Source organism: Sphingobacterium sp. InxBP1 (assembly GCF_026191775.1).
Lineage (GTDB): Bacteria > Bacteroidota > Bacteroidia > Sphingobacteriales > Sphingobacteriaceae > Sphingobacterium > Sphingobacterium thalpophilum.
Window position 1 is genome coordinate 268,537 of record NZ_JAINDX010000040.1, and the last position, 22,802, is coordinate 291,338.

26 protein-coding genes are annotated in these 22,802 nt (G+C 42.8%); 8 read left to right on the top strand and 18 right to left on the bottom strand.

What is annotated here, in order from left to right:
* Positions 1-9 precede the first annotated feature (9 nt).
* Together K7A41_RS05505 and purE are read left to right on the top strand one after the other, a co-directional pair.
* Positions 10-1,152 (top strand): 5-(carboxyamino)imidazole ribonucleotide synthase, encoded by a 1,143-nt coding sequence (locus K7A41_RS05505; protein ID WP_265712883.1) that lies wholly within the window; start codon positions 10-12, stop codon positions 1,150-1,152.
* Positions 1,153-1,160: 8 nt separating this feature from the next.
* A complete protein-coding gene (gene purE / locus K7A41_RS05510; protein WP_028072614.1) occupies positions 1,161-1,670 on the top strand; it encodes a 5-(carboxyamino)imidazole ribonucleotide mutase in 510 nt (169 codons plus the stop codon).
* A gap of 42 nt (positions 1,671-1,712) precedes the next feature.
* Here purE and K7A41_RS05515 read toward each other — a convergent pair whose 3' ends face one another.
* From K7A41_RS05515 to bshA, 4 genes are all read right to left on the bottom strand, one after another.
* The gene (locus tag K7A41_RS05515) at positions 1,713-2,696 is read right to left on the bottom strand and encodes a sugar phosphate isomerase/epimerase family protein (RefSeq protein ID WP_265712884.1); all 984 of its coding nucleotides are present in this window, start codon (positions 2,694-2,696) and stop codon (positions 1,713-1,715) included.
* A 156-nt stretch (positions 2,697-2,852) separates the two neighbouring features.
* Positions 2,853-3,416: a ribosome recycling factor gene (gene frr / locus K7A41_RS05520; RefSeq protein WP_028072616.1), complete on the bottom strand. Its 564-nt coding sequence runs from the start codon at positions 3,414-3,416 to the stop codon at positions 2,853-2,855.
* A gap of 28 nt (positions 3,417-3,444) precedes the next feature.
* Positions 3,445-4,149 (bottom strand): UMP kinase, encoded by a 705-nt coding sequence (pyrH, locus tag K7A41_RS05525; protein ID WP_028072617.1) that lies wholly within the window; start codon positions 4,147-4,149, stop codon positions 3,445-3,447.
* Positions 4,150-4,223: 74 nt separating this feature from the next.
* Positions 4,224-5,366 (bottom strand): N-acetyl-alpha-D-glucosaminyl L-malate synthase BshA, encoded by a 1,143-nt coding sequence (gene bshA / locus K7A41_RS05530; protein WP_028072618.1) that lies wholly within the window; start codon positions 5,364-5,366, stop codon positions 4,224-4,226.
* Positions 5,367-5,610: 244 nt separating this feature from the next.
* Between bshA and K7A41_RS05535 the strand changes: the two genes are divergently transcribed.
* From K7A41_RS05535 to K7A41_RS05555, 5 genes are all read left to right on the top strand, one after another.
* Complete coding sequence (locus tag K7A41_RS05535) at positions 5,611-6,102, top strand: DUF1003 domain-containing protein (RefSeq protein ID WP_265712885.1); 492 nt, start codon at positions 5,611-5,613, stop codon at positions 6,100-6,102.
* Positions 6,099-6,503: an alternative ribosome rescue aminoacyl-tRNA hydrolase ArfB gene (gene arfB, locus K7A41_RS05540; RefSeq protein ID WP_265712886.1), complete on the top strand. Its 405-nt coding sequence runs from the start codon at positions 6,099-6,101 to the stop codon at positions 6,501-6,503. The genes K7A41_RS05535 and arfB overlap by 4 nt, the downstream gene beginning before the upstream one ends.
* A 149-nt stretch (positions 6,504-6,652) precedes the next feature.
* Entirely contained in the window at positions 6,653-7,024 is a 372-nt protein-coding gene (locus K7A41_RS05545; protein ID WP_265712887.1) for a BlaI/MecI/CopY family transcriptional regulator, read from the top strand.
* Between the two features lie 29 nt (positions 7,025-7,053).
* The gene (locus K7A41_RS05550) at positions 7,054-8,412 is read left to right on the top strand and encodes a M56 family metallopeptidase (protein WP_265712888.1); all 1,359 of its coding nucleotides are present in this window, start codon (positions 7,054-7,056) and stop codon (positions 8,410-8,412) included.
* Between the two features lie 60 nt (positions 8,413-8,472).
* The gene (locus K7A41_RS05555; protein ID WP_265712889.1) at positions 8,473-9,363 is read left to right on the top strand and encodes a hypothetical protein; all 891 of its coding nucleotides are present in this window, start codon (positions 8,473-8,475) and stop codon (positions 9,361-9,363) included.
* A gap of 35 nt (positions 9,364-9,398) precedes the next feature.
* Here K7A41_RS05555 and K7A41_RS05560 read toward each other — a convergent pair whose 3' ends face one another.
* From K7A41_RS05560 to K7A41_RS05615, 12 genes are all read right to left on the bottom strand, one after another.
* Positions 9,399-9,689: a chaperone modulator CbpM gene (locus K7A41_RS05560; protein WP_265712890.1), complete on the bottom strand. Its 291-nt coding sequence runs from the start codon at positions 9,687-9,689 to the stop codon at positions 9,399-9,401.
* Positions 9,690-9,692: 3 nt separating this feature from the next.
* Complete coding sequence (locus tag K7A41_RS05565) at positions 9,693-10,625, bottom strand: J domain-containing protein (RefSeq protein WP_265712891.1); 933 nt, start codon at positions 10,623-10,625, stop codon at positions 9,693-9,695.
* A gap of 166 nt (positions 10,626-10,791) precedes the next feature.
* Positions 10,792-12,366, bottom strand: a complete 1,575-nt coding sequence (locus K7A41_RS05570) for a M28 family peptidase (RefSeq protein WP_265712892.1) — start codon at positions 12,364-12,366, stop codon at positions 10,792-10,794.
* A 260-nt stretch (positions 12,367-12,626) separates the two neighbouring features.
* Entirely contained in the window at positions 12,627-13,070 is a 444-nt protein-coding gene (rpiB, locus tag K7A41_RS05575; RefSeq protein ID WP_265712893.1) for a ribose 5-phosphate isomerase B, read from the bottom strand.
* 12 nt (positions 13,071-13,082) lie between these two features.
* A complete protein-coding gene (tatC, locus tag K7A41_RS05580; RefSeq protein WP_028072628.1) occupies positions 13,083-13,943 on the bottom strand; it encodes a twin-arginine translocase subunit TatC in 861 nt (286 codons plus the stop codon).
* Positions 13,944-14,019: 76 nt separating this feature from the next.
* Positions 14,020-15,375, bottom strand: a complete 1,356-nt coding sequence (gene accC, locus K7A41_RS05585) for an acetyl-CoA carboxylase biotin carboxylase subunit (protein WP_028072629.1) — start codon at positions 15,373-15,375, stop codon at positions 14,020-14,022.
* Positions 15,376-15,448: 73 nt separating this feature from the next.
* Positions 15,449-15,931, bottom strand: a complete 483-nt coding sequence (gene accB / locus K7A41_RS05590) for an acetyl-CoA carboxylase biotin carboxyl carrier protein (RefSeq protein ID WP_028072630.1) — start codon at positions 15,929-15,931, stop codon at positions 15,449-15,451.
* Positions 15,932-16,005: 74 nt separating this feature from the next.
* On the bottom strand, positions 16,006-16,995 hold the full coding sequence (locus K7A41_RS05595; RefSeq protein ID WP_028072631.1) for a beta-ketoacyl-ACP synthase III: 990 nt from the start codon (positions 16,993-16,995) through the stop codon (positions 16,006-16,008).
* Between the two features lie 7 nt (positions 16,996-17,002).
* Positions 17,003-17,941, bottom strand: coding sequence for a phosphate acyltransferase PlsX (plsX, locus tag K7A41_RS05600; protein ID WP_028072632.1), 939 nt, complete (start codon positions 17,939-17,941; stop codon positions 17,003-17,005).
* A 106-nt stretch (positions 17,942-18,047) separates the two neighbouring features.
* Complete coding sequence (gene rpmF, locus K7A41_RS05605; protein WP_081818039.1) at positions 18,048-18,239, bottom strand: 50S ribosomal protein L32; 192 nt, start codon at positions 18,237-18,239, stop codon at positions 18,048-18,050.
* 15 nt (positions 18,240-18,254) lie between these two features.
* The gene (locus tag K7A41_RS05610; RefSeq protein WP_028072633.1) at positions 18,255-18,791 is read right to left on the bottom strand and encodes a YceD family protein; all 537 of its coding nucleotides are present in this window, start codon (positions 18,789-18,791) and stop codon (positions 18,255-18,257) included.
* 102 nt (positions 18,792-18,893) lie between these two features.
* On the bottom strand, positions 18,894-19,544 hold the full coding sequence (locus tag K7A41_RS05615) for an epoxyqueuosine reductase QueH (protein WP_028072634.1): 651 nt from the start codon (positions 19,542-19,544) through the stop codon (positions 18,894-18,896).
* A gap of 176 nt (positions 19,545-19,720) precedes the next feature.
* Here K7A41_RS05615 and K7A41_RS05620 point away from each other — a divergent pair, with 176 nt between their 5' ends.
* Positions 19,721-20,926 (top strand): hypothetical protein, encoded by a 1,206-nt coding sequence (locus K7A41_RS05620; protein WP_265712894.1) that lies wholly within the window; start codon positions 19,721-19,723, stop codon positions 20,924-20,926.
* Between the two features lie 6 nt (positions 20,927-20,932).
* Here the strand turns inward: K7A41_RS05620 and K7A41_RS05625 are convergent, their stop codons facing one another.
* Both K7A41_RS05625 and K7A41_RS05630 read right to left on the bottom strand, forming a co-directional pair.
* On the bottom strand, positions 20,933-21,784 hold the full coding sequence (locus tag K7A41_RS05625; protein WP_317132222.1) for a transglutaminase-like domain-containing protein: 852 nt from the start codon (positions 21,782-21,784) through the stop codon (positions 20,933-20,935).
* Positions 21,785-21,879: 95 nt separating this feature from the next.
* Entirely contained in the window at positions 21,880-22,539 is a 660-nt protein-coding gene (locus K7A41_RS05630; protein ID WP_028072637.1) for an ABC transporter ATP-binding protein, read from the bottom strand.
* Positions 22,540-22,802: the final 263 nt, after the last annotated feature.

The following is a 22,802-nucleotide window of genomic DNA, read 5'->3' on the forward strand; positions in this document are numbered from 1 at the left end:
GAATCAATTATGGCAAAAGATTTTTATGGTGAACTGCAATTAGGTATTCTAGGCGGCGGACAGCTGGGCAGGATGCTGATTCAGGAAGCCATTAATTACAATGTAAACGTTCATGTGCTGGACCCCGATAAGAATGCGCCCTGCCGCAAACTGTGCAACAAATTTGAATGTGGTTCATTGGGGGATTTTGAGACCGTCTACAATTTCGGTAAAGATCTGGATATGATCACTATTGAGATTGAAAAGGTGAATGTCGATGCGCTGGAAAAACTGGAGGAGGAAGGTGTGGTGGTGTATCCTCAGTCCCGTATCATTCGGTTGATTCAGGATAAGGGATTGCAGAAACAATTTTTCAAACAGAATGATATTCCGACCTCGGCATTTCAGCTGATATCAAATCGTGATAACCTTGTCAATACTTCATTGCGTCTACCGTATATCCAAAAGCTGCGTAAGGATGGTTACGATGGCAAAGGTGTCAAGAAGATCGTCACCGAGGCGGATATTCAGAACGCGTTCGAAGAGCCTAGTCTGATTGAAGAGTGGGTGGATTTCGAAAAAGAGATTGCCGTTATTGTCGCCCGCAATGACCGAGGTGATGTGTCTACATTTCCGATGGTGGAAATGGAGTTCAATCCTCAGGCAAATCTGGTGGAGTTTCTGATCGCTCCCTCGCTGTATGGTGTTGATGTACAGCAACGGGCGGAAGCGATTGCGAAAAAGATCGCTGAGGATCTGCAGATTGTGGGCTTATTGGCCGTTGAGATGTTTTTAACAAAAAATGGCGATATCCTGGTCAACGAGCTGGCACCGCGGCCACATAACAGCGGGCACCAGACGATTGAAGGAAATTATGTTTCTCAATTTGGACAGCATCTGAGAGCGATATTCAATCTGCCATTGGGGGATACCAGATGCCGGACCAATGCGGTGATGATCAACCTTCTGGGTGAAGAAGGGTATGAGGGCCTTGCTAAATATGATGGTGTGGAGGAAGCGCTGGCGATTGAGGGAGTCTATATCCATCTCTATGGCAAGAAGTATACGAAGCCGTTCCGTAAGATGGGGCATGTTTGCATTGTTAATGATGATCGCGAGAAGGCCATTTCGAATGCGAGAAAAGTACAGGAAATATTAAAAGTTAAAGCTTAATTAAAACTATGTCAATCAATAATAAGGCCCAGGTAGGCATTATCATGGGAAGTAAATCTGATCTTCCGGTGATGCAGGATGCTATCGATGTCCTGAAAGTTCTTGGGGTAACATTCGAAGTGACGATTGTCTCTGCCCACCGTACACCGCAACGCATGTTTGATTATGCGCAGAATGCAGCGTCCCGCGGGCTGAAGGTAATTATTGCTGGCGCCGGTGGTGCTGCCCATTTACCAGGGATGGTGGCGTCGATTACGCATTTGCCAGTTATAGGAGTTCCTGTAAAGTCCTCTAATTCAATCGACGGCTGGGATTCTGTCCTGTCGATTCTCCAGATGCCCAATGGCATTCCGGTGGCGACCGTAGCTTTAAACGCAGCTAAAAATGCAGGCATATTGGCTGCACAGATATTGGCAACGCATGATGCGGAAATAAGCAAAAATATTATCGCTTTTAAAGAAGAATTGGCCCGTAAGGTCATCGAAACGGCGGTAGAAGTTGAAGATACGCAGTTCTAAACTTATCTACGAAATAAAACGGGGAGCTCAAAGCTCCCCGTTTTATTTCGTAAGATTGGCCTGAACATAATCATAGCTTTTTTTAAGACTTTCCATTTTATTGGGCATATAAATGTCGTCCTGTTCAACAAAAGCATATTTTAGTCCAGCTTTAGCCTTTTCCTGGACAATCTCAGGGAAGCTGATACTTCCGGTTCCAACCTCCGTATATCTGATGTCTTTGAAAATCTGTTCGACCGGTAGGTTACCATCTTTCGGCCATTCGATGGGATTTGATTTGGTTTTGTCCATGTCTTTGACGTGCCAGAGTTTAAACCGGTTTGGAAACTTTTCGAAGAGTGATATGGGGTTTTTCCCCGCTTTTTCGGCCCAAAAGAGATCGAGTTCAAAATCAACCAGTTCGGGCTCGGTAAAAGCGATCATGACCTCTTCGCCCATGGTGTTGTTGCCCAGATCCCTGAACTCCCAGAAGTGATTGTGATAAGCTACCTTTAATCCGAGCTTTTTGGCCTGTTCGCCCGCCTTATTGAGCTGTTCGGCCGCGTAAAGATAATCATCTTTTTTAAGCGCATTGAGATCAAACATCGGCGTTACAGGTGCTATCACATACTCTTGTCCAAGCTCTTTTGCTGCATCAAAATAGATCGACAGATCTTCCTTGTCGGTATGTGTTCTGCTTAAATATTTGGACATATCGTAGTGCCCGGAATAGGTTTTCAGCCCGTTATCATCCAGAATCTTTTTCAGCTCTTTGTACGGCAGCTTCCAGAATTGCTTGGCCGTGGGGTCAATGCCATAGAGTTCAACATGTTTGTAACCAATCTTGGCTATTTGCTCCAGAGACCCTTTAGGATCCTTATCCATTAGATCGCGGATCGAATACAATTGTACCCCGATATTTTGCAATGGATTGTCACTGACAGCTGCAGCTTTATTTTGACAAGCGATAAAGTTGGGCATCAGATAAGCTGCTGAAAGACCTATTCCAGCTTGCTTTAAAAAATTACGGCGAGAATTGTTCATCATATAACTGATTATTGTTAGTGTACAATGTACAATTATTTTGTAAAAAAACAATAAAACCTATCCGAATATTTTCCGAAAGGCAGGGCGGGGTAAGTTTAATGAATAAAAAAAGGCCTGAACACATCAGACCTTTTGTATTGCTTATGCACGGGCTGTTTACACCGTCATGATATCTTTTTCTTTCAGTTCAGCCAATTTGTCGACCTTTACGATAAATGCATCGGTCAATTTTTGTACTTCTCCCTCTGCAGATTTGATTTCGTCTTCCGAAGCACCGTCATTTTTCAATTTTTTAACGGATTCGTTGGTCTCCTTACGGATGTTACGAATAGCTACACGGCCTCTTTCAGTCTCTTCTTTTACTTTTTTTACGAGTTCGCGTCTTCTTTCTTCGGTAAGAGGGGGGACGTTCAAACGGATGACAATACCGTCGTTTTGCGGGTTGAGTCCCAAGTTGGCGTCTGTAATAGCTTTTTCAATTGCGTTGATGAGCGATTTTTCCCAAGGCTGGATGACAATTGTCCTTGCATCAGTTGTATTGATGTTGGCCACTTGAGAAAGTGGGGTGGCGCTACCATAATAATCGACTGAAATACCATCTAGCATAGACGGTGAAGCTTTACCGGCACGAATTTTTGTTAATTCTGATTCGGTGTAAGCAACTGCTTTGGACATCTTGTCTTTACAATCGTCCAATTCAATTGAAATTAGTTCGTTCATATAAGATTACGTTTTTTACAGATTTAATTTATTTTACAACAGTTCCGATATGTTCTCCATTGGCAAGTTTCAGCAAGTTGCCCGGCTTGTTCATGTCAAATACGATGATTGGTAAATTGTTCTCCTGGCACAATGTAAAGGCTGTCATATCCATGACATTTAGTCCTTTCTCATAGACCTCCGTGAATGATATTTCTTCGAATTTTGTCGCGTTAGGGTCTTTTTCAGGATCTGCAGTATAGATGCCGTCTACGCGTGTACCTTTCAATACCGCATCGGCGTTGATTTCGATGGCGCGCAACGAAGCGGCTGTATCGGTCGTGAAATACGGGTTTCCAGTACCGGCACCGAAAATAACAATACGGCCTTTTTCGAGGTGACGTACCGCCCGTCTACGAATAAATGGTTCGCAGATCTGTTCCATTTTAATTGCTGTTAGCAAACGTGTCTTTTTTCCGACTTTTTCAAGGGCATCCTGCAGTGCCATGCTATTGATTACAGTGGCAAGCATGCCCATATAGTCAGCCTGAACACGGTCCATACCTGATTTCTCTGCACTTAAACCGCGGTAAATATTACCTCCACCGATAACAATTGCAATTTCTAAACCCTGATCGTGAATTTCTTTGATATCATTAGCGTATTGTGATACACGGTTAATATCGATACCATAGCTTTGGTCACCCATTAAGGATTCACCGCTAAGTTTTAATAAGATACGTTTGTATTTCATAATTGTTTTTTTGGAAATTTTCCAAAGGTCAAAGATAAAATATTTTTTTTATCCCTTACGCCCTAAAGTGATATTTATTGTGCTTTTGTTGTCTGGTTGATGACCTCCTGATAATAGTGCTCGTATAGTGGCATAATATTGGACAGCTGGAATTTTTTAGCATGATTTAGTGCTGCTTCCTTGAATTTTTCCAGCCGCTCATGATCTTCCAGGATGTAGATTGCATTTTTGGCCATATCATTGACATCTCCCACATCGCTGAGAAATCCAGTTACGCCATTTTCATTCAATTCGGGCAGTCCACCGGTGTTGGACGAGACCACGGGCACTTGGCAGGCCATCGCTTCCAGCGCGGCCAGCCCAAAACTCTCCGAACTGGAGGGCATCAGGAAGAGGTCTGAGACAGATAATATTTCTTCTACGGCATCCTGCTTGCCCAGAAAACGTACATCTGTGCAAACATCAAGCTCTCTGGACAGCTCTTCTGCGTTTCTACGTTCGGGACCATCGCCCACCATCAGCAGCTTGGATGGTATGACTTCGTTGACCTTTTTAAAGATCCGGATGACATCCTCTGTATTCTTTACTTTCCTAAAGTTGGATGTATGTACCAATATGCGTTCATTGCCCGGAGCGATCGCTTTTTTGAAATGCGATCGGTCTTTGTTGCTAAATCGGTCGAGATCGATGAAGTTGGGGATCACTTTGATATCACGGGAGATATCAAAATATTGGAGTGTCTGATCCTTGAGATTCTGCGAAACGGCCGTCACGCCATCCGACTGGTTGATGGAAAATGTAACCACAGGACTAAAGCTTTTGTCTTTACCGACCAAGGTAATATCTGTACCATGCAGTGTCGTCACAACGGGAATGTTTATCCCGTAGGTGGTCAACAATATCTGTTTTGCCATGAATGCTGCGGAAGCATGGGGGATAGCGTAATGTACGTGGATCAGATCGAGCTTCTCGAAACGTACGACGTCGACCAATTTGCTGGCGAGCGCTGACTCATAAGGCAAAAAGTCAAAAAGCGGATATTGGGAGACGGCGACTTCGTGGTAATAAAGGTTTTCGGAAAAGAAATCCAGGCGCGCGGGCTGCCGGTAGGTTATAAAATGGATCTCATGTCCGCTGGCTGCTAGCGCTTTCCCTAATTCGGTTGCTACAACGCCGCTGCCACCGAAGGTGGGATAACAAACAATTCCTATTTTCATCTATTTAGTTTTTAATGCCTGATCCATTATCTTTCAATGGGTCTGGGTGGCATGCCCTGTTATTATTCAATACTGTGTTGCCGAAAGGAGAAAATCATGCCTTTGGCGGTTTTGAAATATCTAATTTTTCGTGCCGCTAATTTCGGTTATTTATGCTTAAAATAACAAAAAGCAATTGCCATAGTTTTGTGAATTTTTTGCGTACTTAAAAAGCATTATCTTTAAGTAGACATTTAAGTGGTATATGGATTATTTCATCAGCGATATTTCTGGACAGCAGTTCCCTTTGGAACAGCGCTTGTCGGGGGCATCCATTAGGCAGCCTCTTTTTAAACTAATCAAAAAAGAGCATCCGGATTTCGGAAGGGACAAGTACATGGCGATCTCCGAACTCAATGCGTTCAAAGAAGCTTACATCACCGAGTTTCTAAAAGATGAGTCCGGGCAGCTGAGTTTGCTGGACCAGCAGGTGATACAGAGCTTTGCTGCTCTACAGGCGCCGGTGATCATGATGAGCCAGAATGGACAGGAAGATAAAGACCGGGAACGTGCTCGAAATGACTACATGGTGAATCTCAAAGCCGAACTGGAGATACGGGAACTACATGAAAAGATCGATCATTTGATCATCAGAAAAGAACAGGAACTGATTGAAGTGCAACGTGAACAGGTGGAAAAACTGAGTTTTTTGCTGAGAAAAATGACAGAAATGGAAGCGGAATTTAAGAAAAGATGAATATAGAAGGAATAATAAGTGAACTGACGTTTAAGTTTTCGAGATCAGGAGGAGCTGGGGGACAGCATGTCAACAAGGTTTCGTCTAAAGTGCTGCTGCAATGGAACGTGAGGCAGTCTGCTAGCTTTTCGGAGGAAGAGAAGACTTTGATCATGATGAAACTTTCGAACCGCATCACTAAAGAGGGGATCTTGCAGCTGGAGTCTAATACAGACCGTTCGCAGCAGCGAAATAAGGAAATAGCCGTCGAACGCTTTGTGCGGCTACTGAAAGGTGCGCTCGTTACCGAAAAGGCACGAAAAAAGACTAAAATTCCCTATTCCAGTGTTTTAAAGAGACTGGACCGCAAGAAACAGCAATCCCAGCTGAAAGCCTCCCGGAGGAAAAAATTTGATGACTAATGGTGCTATAGAAGGCGTTAGTTGTAAATTAAATGACAGTAAATCAGTGTATTGTATTTTGAACTAAAATAGTAGTTGTAAAACTAAATTTTTAGTTTTACAATTGTATTGTAATCGATTACAACAGTACTGTTATTTATTAAAGAGTTATGGAAGAATTTAAAGAGCTGACCAAAGCGGAAGAACAGATTATGCATGAGCTCTGGGGGATGGGGCGGGGATTTGTCAAAGATATCATTGAACGATTGCCCGAGCCTAAACCAGCTTACAATACAGTGTCAACGATAGTGCGCATTCTCGAAACCAAGGGTTTTGTGGCGCACGAGTCTTTTGGCAAAAGCCACCAGTATTTGCCAAAGATTTCAAAAGAGGAATATAAAAAAGGAATTACGGGCAAGCTGCTGAACAATTACTTTGATAATTCGCCAAAACGTATGTTATCGTATTTTTTGGAAGAGAATAAGCTGGATATGAAGGAACTGGATGATATCTTATCCATTATTCAGCGCAATAAAAGTTAACAGCAATCCCCTTTTATAAACTTTTGATTATGATTTACTTATTGATTGTCAATATATCATTGACCATCAGCTTTATGTTCTATTGGCTGATTTTTCGAAAACTGACGTTTTTCCAGTGGAACCGGATGTATCTGATCGGGATGCTATTTTTTTCGCTGTTGGCACCTATCGGCATTTTTATTGAACTTCCGGATAGCGAAATGGTGGAATATAGGATTCCCATGGTGGATTTGGACGGTTATCTGCACAATGCTATCAATGGATCGAAGACTCAGCCTGTTTATCTGCTGGAGATACTGACTTATGTTTATTGGATGGGCGTGGGGATGAGCTGTGTGTGGTTGCTTATACGTATCGTTTGTGTACTGGGGGAATTGCGCAATGGCCAGGGATATCATAGTTTTTCATTTTTCAACAGAATCATCATTGGTCATGCTCTAGCGCATCATAAGAGTATCGAAAGGCATGAGCTGGTTCATGTGGAACAGGGCCATTCCTACGATTTGCTTCTGTTGGAGCTGTTGAAAATTTTCAACTGGTTTAATCCGATTTTATATTTTTTTCAAAAGGAGTTAAAGTTTCAGCATGAATGTATCGCTGACGAAATCTGTTCGTCAGACAAGGTTGCTTATGCTGAACTGTTAGTGGCTCATGCGTTGCGGACAAATCAGCTGCCACTCAGGCATGAGTTTTCAAATCAATCATTTTTAAAGAAACGAATCATGATGTTATTTAAGAATAGATCAGCGGGAAAGCATAAATTGTTATATATCGCTATTCTACCGATGGTGCTGGTCATTGCCGGTTCGACGCTTATTTTAAATACAAGCAGGGCCAAGGGCCTCGTGAGCGATGTAGAGAGCTCCATTAACCAGGTCGAGGTACCGGTAGCTACACAGGCGACTGCAGGTTTTGAAGGGACGGAGGCGGCTGCAGGTTCCATAGCGCGGAAGCTTGATGGAGCGTTAGATAATGTAAAGAGTTCGCTCAAGGATAAAATAGCTAAGAGAGGCCCTGTTGACAAGCCAGCACAGCATGATACCATAGCTGCTGATCCTATAATTTTTACTCAGTTGGAGGTAATCCCAGAACCTATAGGCGGGATGAAAGAGTTTATGATATGGGTCTCCAACAATTATGATTATCCCAAAGCTGCTTTGGAAAGAGGTGTGAAAGGTATCATTGAAATCTCCTTTATCGTGGAAAAGGACGGTAGCTTGTCTCATGTCAAAGTGAGGAAAGATCTAGGATATGGCACGGGCAAGGCCGCATTAAGGTTGATACGTAGCGCCAGCAAATGGAGACCGGGAATGCAGAACGGCAGAAAAGTACGTGTCGCATACACTTTACCTATCAGGTTAAACTTGGTACAGGAAAAAGATAAATGATGGGAATAAAAGGGTAAAAGTGGGCAAGGGGCGTACGAATAACTTTTAAACAAAATTTAGATGTCGAAGATTGTAAGGTGTTTTATATTATATGTCGCGGTATTTTTATCTGTATTATCGTCCTGCAAATCTTACCGCGTCGTTCCACAGGGCTACGTGATCGAAGGGGACGAGTATTTTGTCAATATCGATAAGGGGCTGACGGTATTTCTGGGGGATGATATCCTTCAGGAGAATAACTGGAACCAGAACAGAAGTCCATTGAACGTGTCAAAGGTAGGGCGTAGGTTTAGCAAACTGCTCAAACAATTACATTATTCTGATACAGCCTATAGTGTGCTATTTACGGCACATCTCCAAGGTAAATATGACTATGATCTATTGGCGGTGGTAAACAATTACCCAAATGTCAAAGGACGGAAGAATCACCTGTTGGATCTGAGCGTTCTCCAGCGGGAGGAAAATAAGGAGGGACGTTATTTTTATTCGGTGTCTACCTCAAATGATCGAAAGGTATTGCATTTTGTGATTCCTTTTAATGATAGGCTCTGGCAGGAAAAGATGGTCAGCCTGATCTTTCTGCTTCCGGCAGATTTCAATGACCTGAATTGGGCAAAAGATATCGTGATGTCTAATGTTGCGATGTATCGCAACCGCTATGTGTTTAGCCCTAGCCGGACGGAAATACTGTGTCCGGATGACGGAAGCCGGTCGCATTTGGATTATAAGATTTCGGATAAAAAAATCAATCGGGAAGACTATATGCTGATGAAAGCTTACGGCAATGTTAACGGAAAGAGAACGCTGGTGGTTTACCGACTCATGAATCCCAAGGATTTTAGTGGGTCATTTGTCGTCTGCAAAGGGGATTATGAAATACTATATACCACGCTAGACGGTAGGGTCGTCTGGCAGGCCAAGGTGAATACGGAACGGGATATCGTATTTTAGCGGCATTGCCGGAAGTCGGCGAAGTAGCCCTGGATCTAGTAATCCAGGGCTTTTAATTTATTCTTAAGCTGCAAAACTTCGTTCTGCAGCTGTTCTATTTTCTCCAGCAGGTGACTGGCGACCTGAATTCCCTGAGGGTTTACTTCCAATTCGTAATATAAATTTGAAAAACGCTCAAGTTTTTTGAGCTCTTCTTCGTCAATGTATTGTTCTTCCTGCTGCATGATGATATGGATAAGTCCATATTCTTCCATTGTCTGCAGGAAAGTGGTTTCCACTTTCCTGGATTGACAGAAGTCGATGACTTTTATCAGAGTCGTTTCCATAGACTAATGTTTTAAATCCTTTAATTGTTGAAATAATGCCCTCTCCTGATCTGATAAATTGCTAGGCATTTTGATATTCAATGTCACGTAGAGATCGCCGAACTCGCCTTCTTTGCGATATACGGGAAATCCTTTTCCTCTCAGTCGCATTCTGGAACCGTTTTGGCTTTCGGGTTTTATTTTCAGTTTGATTTTGCCTCCATAGGTATCCAATGTAGCCTCGCCCCCTAGTATTGCGGTATACAGATCCACATCCAGAGAAGTATACAGATCACTGCCCTGGCGTCTGAAGTTTGGGTCTGGCGTAATGTTCATCGTGATGTAAAGGTCTCCTTTTGGGCCTCCATTGATTCCCTCGGCCCCGTAGCCTTTTAATTTGATCTTCTGGCCATCTTCCACACCTGCATGAATAGTGATACGGATGCTTTTACCATTTATACTAAAGGTCTGCTGATGGGTAGTATAGGCTTGTTGCTGGGACAGCGTCAATTCGGCATTAAAATCCTGACCCCTGAACGTGCTCTGCCTGCCGCCGCCACGCCGGCTGCCAAACATCTGTTCAAAGAAATCGGAAAATTGGCCATCATCGAAGTTGCCTGTATATTCGTAGGAGCCACTTCCGCCAAAGGGATTGCCACCGGAGCCAAATGGATTGCCGCCAGAAGATTGGGCATTACGATATTGCTGCTGCGCTTTTTCGTATTCTTCGCCATGCTGCCAATGTTCGCCGTACTGATCGTATTTTTTGCGCTTCTCAGGATCAGACAGCACTTCATTTGCTTCATTGATTTCCTGAAAACGTTGCTTCGCCTCGTTGTCATTGGGATTGACATCCGGATGATATTTACGTGCTAATTTTCGGTATGCTTTTTTGATATCATCCGCCGAAGCAGTTTTATCAATGCCAAGCACTTTATAGTAGTCTACAAACGCCATAAATTAAACCTCTTTTATCTTAAAGATAACAATAAGTGCAAAGAAATGTTTCTGTTTTTCGACAACTTGGATCATATACGGGACAAGTGTGTTCCGGTACACAAAAGCCGCTAGAGCTTTTTTCAGCGGAAGATGAATAAGATTACATGCTGATATTCTTTATTCCCTATTCTTTATGATTATCAATTACCAACCTGCTGTCTCTATTGGCGATCTCCCATGCCGTATAGAAGACCAGCTTCTCCCGCTTCACCATCAATGGAAAATCGATTTTGTCATAGGTATCAGCCGGAGTGTGATAATCGGGATGTAAGCCTGAAAAATAGAAAATCGACGGGATACCTTTTTTTGCAAAATTATAGTGGTCCGAACGGTAGTATAAGCGCATTGGATCTTTTGGATTATCATACATGTAATCTATTTCCAGCTTGGTATGTCTATCATTTTCATTTTTGTTGATTTGGTAGAGCTCCGAACTTAATTTGTCCGAACCTATAGCATGTATATAGTCATGGTTTCCATGAAGGTGCTTATCATCCACACGGCCGATCATGTCGATATTGATACAGGCTACCGTACTGGACAGTGGGAATATCGGATTCTCGGTATAGAATTTGGAGCCTAGCAGACCTTTCTCCTCAGCAGCATAGGTAATAAACAGGATACTCCGTCTTGGTCCTTTGCCAGCCGCCTTAGCACTGGCGAAGGTACGCGCCAGTTCGAGTACTGCGGTGGTACCCGAAGCGTTATCATCGGCACCAAAGAATATGTTCCCTTTGGAGTCTTTGCCGTCATGGTCGTAGTGGCCTCCGATGACAAGGAGTTCATCCTTCTTGTCCGTCCCTTCGAGGTAACCCAGTACATTAGGATCCGACAATGTTGCTGCGTTGGTGCCAAATTCTGCTTTAAAAGTAGTAGTGATAGCAAAGGAGCTGGGCTGGCCAGAGCGGTTAATCTTGCCAACTACGGCGGCGAGATTCGTTCGTGCAAGATTGAGAATGTAATTGGCCATGTGATCAGTTATATTGACCACCGGTATCATCGGTGAGGTTTCGGGTGCAGGCTGGTCTACAGCCAGATTATAACGGCCTTCAGTCGCCCGGTCTCCCGCTTGTTCCAATAATTCGCCAAGTTGGCTATTGATGGCCAGCACAAGTTTTGGTTTCTTTTTTAAAATCTCTTTGATCTTTTTATTTCGGCTTGTAGACCATTCGGAAGGTGTCTTTTTGCCGGTGATCCAAGAATTCCCTTTGTCATCGGTAGGTTCATTCTCATTAAGTAACAGGACAATTTTATTGGCAAGGTCCAGTCCCGCAATGTCTGAGTACTTGGGATCGTCTATGCCGTAGCCAATGAAGAGAATTTCATGGCTTTCAAAAAGTTTGTTTTCGTTATTGCCGATCACAAAGATGTCCTTCCCGTGTTGAAAGGGCTTATCATTGATCTTAAATTGCCTAACTTTAAAACTATTGTGAATCAGTTGCAGCGGCTGGAAATACGATCCATTGACAGGGGCCGAAAGGCCATATTTTTTGAACTCGTTCGCTATATAATCTGCCGCCAGCTGGCCCCCTTTCTGCCCGGTTCCACGTCCTTCAAAATCTACGGAAGCGAGTGTCCGCAGGTGTTTCTGTGTCGATTCAACTGTAATTTCATTGGCGTAGCTGGTATTTACGTCCTGCGCCTTTGCACAGCTCATCAGGGAGAATGCAATCCAAAATAGGTTGTATATCTTCTTCATCTGTCTATTTTCATATCGCTTCTGGACTCTTTGGGGCTGATAGCCTCAGATCAATCCATATGCACTGTTTATTTTCTCATATATAGGTGACATGCAGCGTCACATCGCTTGTCAGGCTTTAGCCACTTCTAAATTTGCTGACCGGCAACTTAACCGTAATCGGTATGACAGCTATCAGTTCGTACACAATATAACTAAAAAAAGCGGATGAAAAGTATATTTGGTCTTTCATCCGCTTCTTAAAATATGTTAATTTGTTATCAGCTACAAGCAATTTTGTTGACACGGTTTGCGTGACGTCCACCTTCGAAGGCCGTTGTCATAAATGTTGAAGTGATTTTCTTCGCTAGATCCAGATCGATAAAGCGTGCAGGAATACAGACAACATTTGCATCGTTGTGCTGGCGGGCCAAAGCCGCAATTTCCTCCAGCCAGCAGATGGCTGCACGAATATTCTGATGTTTATTGGCCGTGATGGCAACACCGTTGGCACTGCCACAGATCAAGACACCCGCGTCAGCTGTTTTGTTTTCCACAGCAGAAGCAACTGGGTGCGCAAAGTCTGGATAATCAACTGAATCCGCAGTGTTGGTACCAAAATCCGTTACTTCATACCCTAATTCTTTCAAAAAGTCTACCAATGCGGTCTTATATTCAAAACCAGCGTGATCACTTCCAATTGCAATTTTCTTTACGGTGCTCATTTTTATTGTATTTTATTTTTCTTGTGCTAATTTTTTTCTTTTGACATCGGCTGATACCATGATACTGACTTCGTAGAGCAGGAACATAGGTGCTGCGACTGTAAGCATGGTGATAATATCTGCCGAAGGTGTAATGACTGCTGCGATGACGAGGATAATAACCGTAGCATAACGGCGGCTGGCACGCATAAATTCAGGTGTCATAATTCCTATCTTGGAAAGGATAAATACAAGGATCGGAAGCAAGAACACGATTCCACAGCCTAAAGTCAGCGTTGCAATGGTAGAGAGATAGTTGTCGATGGTAATCTGATTGACGATCTCATCGCTCAAAGACACGTTTGCCAAAAAGTTGATGGACAATGGTACGACAATAAAGTATCCGAAAAGCGCGCCTAGGAGGAACAGCACGGTAGAGTAGAAAACGAATCCGCGTGCAGAGCGTCTCTCGATATCTGTCAAAGCAGGTTTTACAAATAACCAGATTTCAAATAGGAGATAGGGGAAGCCCATCATCAAAGCCATCAATAGACAGGAGTTGATCTGAAGCATAAATTGGCCCGCCAATTCTGTATTGATGATATTGAACGGTATTTTCTTAACACAGAAGTCAGCCAGATTAAAAGCATCTGCGGCTTTGCACATCATACGGTAGGTCCAAAAATCCAGATTTTTTGGCCCCATAATGATGTCGTTGAATACAAAATCATAGAATGTAAAAGCAATGCCCGCAAAAATACAGATGGCAATTGCTGAACGGACCAAATGCCATCTCAATACTTCAAGATGGTCAAAGAAAGACATCTCCGCTTCTATATTCTTCCCTTTATTTTTGATAGCTTGTATTAGATCTTTCGAATTTGGTGTACTCATAAAAATTGTTTGAAAACAAAAATACCATTCTTATTGTAAAGAATGGTATTTTTTATACGTGTAAAGATAATTTTATTTAATCTTCTACAGGATATTCTGTTAGGTCAAATGTTTCCATAAACTTCGTCGTGAAATTGCCGGCTCTGAAGTTAGGATCACGCATCAATCTCAGGTGTAAAGGAATGGTTGTTTTGATTCCTTCGATCACAAACTCGCTCAACGCACGTTCCATGGTGCAGATCGCTTCTTCACGGGTCTGTGCGACACAGATCAGCTTCGCAATCATGGAGTCGTAATTGGGTGGGATCGTATAGCCTGAGTAGACGTGTGTGTCTACCCGTACACCATGACCGCCCGGTGAGTGGAAATTGGTGATTTTACCCGGTGAAGGGCGGAAGTTGTTGAATGGATCTTCGGCGTTGATCCGGCATTCGATTGCATGCATTTGCGGCTCGTAATTCTTTCCCGAGATCGGTATTCCGGCTGCAACCTTAATTTGTTCTTTGATTAAGTCGAAGTTGATCACTTCTTCGGTTACAGGGTGCTCCACCTGGATACGGGTGTTCATCTCCATAAAGTAGAAGTTACGGTGTTTGTCAACCAGAAATTCGATTGTACCGGCACCCTCGTAGTTCACGGCTTGAGCACCTTTAATTGCTGCTTCACCCATTGCAGCTCTTAGTTCGGGGGTCATGAATGGCGAAGGCGACTCCTCGATCAATTTTTGATGACGGCGTTGGATAGAGCAATCGCGTTCAGATAAATGACATACCGTGCCGAACTGGTCACCGACAATCTGGAACTCGATGTGACGTGGTTCTTCGACATATTTTTCAAGGTAAATACCATCATTGCCGAATGCAGCAGCAGCTTCTACACGGGCAGAATCCCAAGCTGGCTCAAATTCTTCGTCTTTCCAGATGATGCGCATACCACGGCCACCACCACCGGCAGTCGCTTTGATAATTACAGGGTAGCCGATCTCTTTGGCGAGAGCGATACCTTCCTTTACATTGGAAATCAGACCTTCAGATCCTGGGACGGTGGGTACACCGGCCTTCTTCATCGTATCTTTAGCCTGTGATTTATCACCCATTTTTTCAATCTGCTCAGCAGTGGCACCAATAAACTTGATACCATATTCTGCACAGATTGCGGAGAATCGTGCATTCTCTGATAGGAAACCATATCCCGGGTGAATCGCATCTGCATTTGTAAGTTCAGCTGCGGATATAATATTCGGAATGTTTAAGTAAGAATCTTTACTTGGAGGGGGGCCAATACAAACTGCCTCGTCCGCAAATCTAACGTGTAAGCTATCTCTGTCAGCGGTCGAGTATACTGCCACACTTTTGATACCCATCTCGCGGCAGGTACGAATAATGCGCAGGGCGATTTCACCCCTGTTTGCAATTAATATTTTTTTAAACATTGTCTTGAATTATGAAATTTGCTAAAATGTAGCCCTTTGTAGGCTACATGATATTCATTTACGTTATTGTAAACTACTTAGGCTCGACTAAGAATAATGGTTGATCGAACTCAACAGGTTGAGCATCGTCTACCAAAATCTTAACGATTTTACCAGAAACTTCAGATTCAATTTCGTTGAACAATTTCATTGCTTCAACAATACATAATACAGATCCTGTATTGATATCGTCACCAACATTGACGAAAGAAGGCTTGCCGGGACCAGCAGAACGGTAAAAGGTACCGATCATAGGTGATTTGATGGTAATAAGGTTCGCTTCGTTATTAGCCGGAGCAGGAGCGGCAGGCGTTGCCGCAGGTGCTGGAGCTGCAGCTTGCGCTACCTGAGGTGCTGCAACTGGAGCCACGGCGGGAACTGTTGCGGTTACATAAGTAGGCTCCTGATTTGTCTTTATTGTAATTTTAAAATCTTGCTCTTCAATCGAGACTTCATTCACACCTGATTTTGAAACGAATTTAATCAAGTCCTGAATTTGTTTGATATCCATACCCATAGTATTGTAGGTTTTGTTTGTTTCTAAAAATTCTAACTGTCAAAAGTAATAAATTATGCGAAAAAATGGGATAATTAATATGCCCATTTTAAATAGATGGATCCCCAGGTAAAGCCACCTCCAAAAGCGGCCAGGATTAAGTTGTCTCCTTTTTTCAGTTGGGATTCCCATTCCCATAGACATAGGGGAATAGTTCCACTGGTTGTATTTCCATACTTTTGGATATTGACCATGACTTTTTCTTCCGGAAGCCCCACACGTTCAGCTGTAGCGTCAATGATACGTTTGTTGGCCTGATGTGGAACCAGCCAGGCAATGTCTTCAGATTTCAGGTTATTTTTTACCATCACTTCATGCGCGACATCCGCCATATTAGTGACGGCAAATTTGAAAACTGTACGCCCTTCCTGATAGGCGTAATGTAGACCGGCATCTACGGTTGCATGTGTGGCTGGATTGAGTGAGCCGCCACCTTTAATGTTGAGGTATTGGCCTCCGGAGCCATCTGTCTTTAGAATGGCGTCTTGAATACCCAAACCTTCTTCATTCGGTTCCAGCAAGACGCAGCCACATCCATCTCCAAAAAGGATACAGGTATTGCGGTCCTGATAGTTGATCACGGACGACATTTTGTCGGCGCCCACTACAAGAACTTTTTTATGAGTACCGGCGGTGATAAACTGAGTTCCCGTATTCAGACCGAACAAGAAGCCGGAGCAGGCTGCCTGCAAGTCAAATCCCCAGGCGTTGGTGGCACCGATTTTATCCGCAAGGATGTTGGCTGTAGCCGGAAATAGCATATCCGGTGTACTGGTACAAAAAATAATTAAATCGATCTCTGTCGCATCAATTCCCCTCTTCTTCAACAACCCCTGAACGGCTGGCACAGCAAGATCAGATGTAGCAAGCCCTTCGCCCTTTAAGATGCGTCTCTCTTTGATTCCAGTTCGCGATACAATCCACTCATCGTTGGTATCGACCATAGTTTCCAATTCTTTGTTGGTCAGGATGTAATCCGGAACGTAACCATGTACAGCCGTAATTGCGGCGTGAATCTTTGACATAAATATTCTAATTGAAAATGGATCTGATGCTGTCAATGAATTTAGACTCGATCATATCTCTTGAAAATAAAACCATATTTTTAATGGCCTCTGGCGTTGAAATGCCATGACCAATAATGACAGGAGCATTGACTCCCAAGATTGGACTTCCACCGTATTGTTCGTAGTTGAATCGGTCAAAGAAATCATCTTTAAAACCTTTTTTGAGGGTCACTACATAAAATGATTCTGCCAGTTTTAACACGACGTTGCCTGTAAATCCATCACAGACATAAACGTCGGCATGATCACTGAACAGATCACGGCCTTCAGCATTTCCGATAAAGTTAATCTTGTCGTTGGCTTTAAGTAGGGGGTAGGTAGAGGTTGTTAGGATGTTTCCTTTTTCTTCTTCTTCTCCGATATTCAATAATCCTACTTTAGGATTGGATACGTTGAATACATGTTGGGCAAAAAGACTTCCTAAAATTGCAAATTGGTTCAGCATCTCGGGTTTGCAGTCTGCATTTGCGCCGACATCCAGCAAGATTCCGAAACCAGATTTCAATTTTGGGACAATTGTCGCTATGGCAGGGCGGAGCACCCCGGGAATAGCTTTGACGCTAAACATCGAACCTACAAGCATGGCTCCGGTATTGCCAGCAGATGCGAATGAGTCGATTTCTTTGTTTTTTAAATATTCAAATCCCTTCGCAATGCTTGAGTTGGGCTTTTGTGTAATTGCTTTGGTAGGATGTTCACCCATTGCAATGGCTTCTGGAGCGTCCACATATTCGAAGTCAGATGAATTTCCTCCGGCTTGATCGATAAGTTGTTTAGTCTCTTCAGTATTACCAAAAAGGACTATTTTTTGGTCTCCAGTAAGCTGTTTTTGTGCCTCGATAGCACCTGTTATCGTCGCTTTAGGAGCATAATCTCCTCCTAAAATATCTAAACCAATCTTCATCCGTTATTATTTAGTAAATCAATAATACGCAAAAAACATCCCAAAATGAAGCAAATTTCTAAAATATTGCTTGTTTGGGATGTTTTGGTGTTATGAAAGGTTTACCTTAGACAACAGCTGTATTTTCAATGATTAATTTACCGTTGTAGTACAGATTGCCGTCTACAGTGTATGCGCGGTGAGGTAAATGAACCGCGCCAGTTTCTTTACATACTGTCAAGCTCGGTCTTTCGGCTTTATAATGTGTTCTTCTCTTGTCTCTTCTTGATTTAGAAGTTTTACGTTTTGGATGTGCCATCTCGTATTTTTGTTTTTAGTTATTTTTAATATTTCTCAATGCTTCCCAACGTGGGTCGATAATTTCTTCTTCATTGTGTTCTTCTGAACCCGGCTCACTGCTAAATAAAGCCAGCATTTCAGGATCACACTGTATGCCTTGCCCTTGCTCTTCACATTTGACGATATAGGGGACAGCCAGGTTGATATACTCATACAGCAACTCGGCGATATCCAATTCATGATCGTTTTTTGACAGGATCAGCACCTCTTCGGTATTGTCTGTCCAGTCTTCGTCCGTGAATTTGACCAATATGCGTTCCTGAATTGAAACAGGTGACATAAATTCTCTAAGGCAGGTGTCGCAGGTCAACTGAATCTCGCCCTGGATATCGAAGTGCAAAATCAATAGATTTTCCTGTTTTTGCAATTCCACTTCTACCTTAAGATTGCCATCTTTTACAATCGAATGTTCGTAGCAGTCAAAGAACTTTTTAGTAATGTCAAACTCAAAATTGTGCTTTCCAGCGTTGAGCCCCGAAAAGGGAATTCTGTATTGTTTTAGATGTTTCACAATCTTGCATTTGAGCCTGCAAAGGTATGTATAAATTCATTAGAATAGAAATATTTTTTTAAATATTCCAGCTCAATGTTTCATACATTCCAATAGCGTGGCTTATTCATAGTAATTTTTGCCTAACTCTATCTTTTCCCGACCATTTGCCATTCGCCATTTATTGGTGTCGCGAAGGGAATATGCACAGCCGCAATATTCTTGCATATAGAACTTTTCTTTTTTGGATATTTCCAGCATGCGTGCCGAGCCTCCTTTTTTTCGCCAATTGAAAGTCCAGTATTCCATACCTTCATGGCGTGAAGCAGCCCGTAATCCACAGTCATTGATCTGTTCCATATTTTTCCAGCGTGAAATACCCAGCGAGCTTGAAATGACATCAAAGCCATTTGCTGCGGCGTATTCTGCAGTCTTTTCAAAACGCATATCAAAACACATGGTGCAGCGGATGCCTCTTTCAGGTTCGTGTTCCATACCTTTAGCCAGTTCAAACCAATGGTCTACATCGTAGTCTGCATCAATAAATGGTATATTATGTTTGTTGGCAAACCGGATATTCTCTTCTTTGCGCAGATCGTACTCTTTGCGCGGATGAATGTTAGGATTGTAAAAATAAATCGTAAAGTCGATATCTGAAGCGATCAGTGCTTCCATCACCTCTCCGGAACAAGGCGCACAGCAGGAGTGTAGCAACAATTTCTTGCCCTCTCCTGGTAATGCTAGCTTCTCCCGTACAAATTCCTTATTTTCCATAATCGTAAGTGATATCAAAATCAAAGGCAATTTTAATCAAAAAGTAGCGAAATGGCAAATCTTTCCGTTTTAGATGTTAGGGCAACAGGCCAAAAGAATCATATAAATGCATTGATATTCTTCATATATTAGTAGATTTGTATGTTTAACGCAATAAGCTATTTAGATAAAAATATATGAAATTTTCGCTTCACTCCTGTGTTATTGTATTATTTGTCAGCTTGGTAGGATTTGTCTCCTGTAAAAAACTGGATGATGAGCCGGATGACAGTGGTCGGCAAACCCTTATTTCGAGGTTGTATGTCTCTTTTCAGGACTATCAGGATGGAGGGGAGTCCAGCATTAAGAACCTCATGATCGTGGATCCGGCGGATACAACGAGTCTCACCAATATTTATCAATATCTTTCACCGTCCAAAGGCGGGGGACCGGTGACATTTGACCCGCGGGTGAAAGCGATTTTTCAGGCGAGCACCAATGATGCCGTCCTGCAGGATACCTTCCTTCGTGTCATCCCCTTCCAAAATGATATTTATGGCATCCCCGGCACCTCCGGTAATATCGGATTTACAGGTTTTAGGAACGTAAGGGGGCTGGCTTATTATCTTTTCTCGCAGTCCACGGGTACAGGAAGTGCGCCGGCAAATTCGGATTTTCTGTTAGCAGCGACCAATAATGGTACTAATTCAAGCTTATATGCGATAAGTAGGCCTACGGGTAAGACGAGCTCAAGAGGAGGAGCCAAAATCATTGATAAGCAAATTAACCTCGGGGCGATCCGTCCCACTTCGATGGTTCTTTTGAGAGGTAACGGCAGCAACGAACCCTATCTATTGGTTGGATTTAACAACGATGGCTCAAACAAAGGAGCTGGATTTGCTGTTTACACCAATTTGAAGCAAGAATTAATTGACCGGCCCAGGGATACCATTGTGAATGCAGAGAAATTTGCGCCAGCGTTAAAGGTATATATAGCGGGTAATAAAGCTAATCTGGGTTCCATAGCCTATGCTCCCCAACGTAAATTATTGGCCGTAACAACTTTTAGCGGTTCGGGAGGTAGTGCGGTTGGTGAGGTGCTGTTTTTTAATGATCCTGACAACGTATTCAAACCTGGAGGAGCATCCGAAAAAGAGGTGACCCCGGATAAAATCATTAGCGGCGGGCAAACGGGATTGGTACAGCCACAAAGCGTTGGGATTGACGACCGTGTAGAGGAAGGAAAGTATTTCTACGTTTCTGACCGATCTACCAAAAAGATTTCGCGCTTTTTGCTGACTGATCAGGGGGACGCGAAACCGGATCTTACACAAATTTATAACAACCTGACCCCAAGTTATATCTTCCTGGATGCCCGATCTGCGACCAACTTCGGTAACTAATCACTTTTAAGCAAGCAATTCGAACAGCTCTCTGATTTCCTGTTGCTTGCTTGCACTTTCGTGTTCTTCGTAAGCAGACATCAGGTTCCGAAGTGCGCGCCTGATAATCGTTACATTATCGCAGGGATAGGTAAACTCCCGATCGGGAGTGAGGTTCAGCTGCTTTAAAAATGAATGCACATCGCTTTTTTGCATGACCTGCCCACGGTTGAAAGCGTTGATATAAAATAGGACCTCCTCATGACCTTCCTCATCCGCATCCATGTAAGCTAGAATAAAATGTTTGGGCAGATTGATGCCATAAATAGGAATGTCTAATTTCTGCGCAATAATACTGTAGATGCAGGATAAGGTGAGGGGATTGCCCTGTTTGGTATCGAGTACCTGTCCAATATAAGAATTTTGTGGGTGATGGTAGTCTTTTGTATTACCTGATAGCCCAAAAGAGCCAAAGAGTACATGGTTGATCAGATTCACTTTTTCCAGTGGACTCATATCATATTGCAGACCGCGCCAGACTTCCGTCTTGAGATCCTCTATGGTCAGCACTATTTTATGGTCTTCATAAGAAGGGTATTGATAGTTATTGAGGATGATCAATCCTTCCAGGAGATTGAATGAATTGCTTAGGTTCCAGATTTGCAGCTCATTTTTGGTCTGATCAAACTGAATCTCATGAATAATGTTTTCCAGCCGTCCTTGTACTTTTGGATCAAAGCTTGATTCCCAGAATTTTTCCAAATAAGGTACGATCTCAGGTCCCTGGCTTTTTAATCGATGTTCCACTTCCTGAATAATCTGTTGGTCGGTGTCGTCCAACAATGATATTAGCGATTTCAACTCTCTCTCATTCATCATAACGAATTTATAAAATTGATTTGACAAATGAGCAGAAAAAATCCCTACTGTAGTCAGTTACTAAGTAGGGATATCCAGGTTAATTTGGCATTCAGTTATTTGAGCTGCCCATCCAGCATATTAACGATCTTTTTTCCGTATTCGGCATTTTTTTCAGAATGAGTGACTTGTATAATGGTGACACCATCCTCGTTGAGCTGTTTAAAGAGATCCATGATTTCTTCGCCCTGTTTGGAATTGAGATTGCCTGTAGGCTCATCCGCCAGCAGTAATTTTGGCGATCCCGCCAAGGCACGGGCGATGCCTACGATCTGCTGCTGACCGCCGGACAATTGGGCGGGAAATAGGTCTTTCTTGCCGACGATGCCGAAACGGTCCAACATATCTGCTACAATGGCTTTTCTTTCCTTACCGGAAATATTCTTATAAATCAGTGGTGTTTCTATATTTTCATAGACTGTCAACTCATCCAGAAGGTGGTAGGCCTGAAATACGTAACCAATATGTGTCTGATAAAGCTGTGTTCTTTTTTTTGCCTTCATTTCCAGTACATTCTCTCCCATGAAGTAGTAATCGCCCTCGTCGGGTTCATCTAGCATACCGATAATATTCAGCAAGGTCGATTTTCCCGAACCTGAAGGCCCCATGATGGAGATAAAATCACCTTCAGCGATATCTAAGCTTACATCTTTGAGAACAAATGAGCGTGTACCACCTACGTTATACCACTTGAATAAATTTTTTAGTTGTATCATTTTCTAGTATTGAGATATTTGTTTTGACACCCTGTTTCTCACTGCTATAGTCTGCCAAGCTATAACATAATTCATTTTATAACGGACTTTGGGTTTCTGTTTACCTAATTTCTGTTACTGCACTTTTTACCGTTTTTGTTCTTGAAGTACAATCCCCTTGCCATTGTTGTAATTATTTTATTATGAATGATTTATATTGTTGTTTTATTATTGTGTGTTCGATTACGAACAGTTTTCGCTCATAATCGAACATACAGACATCG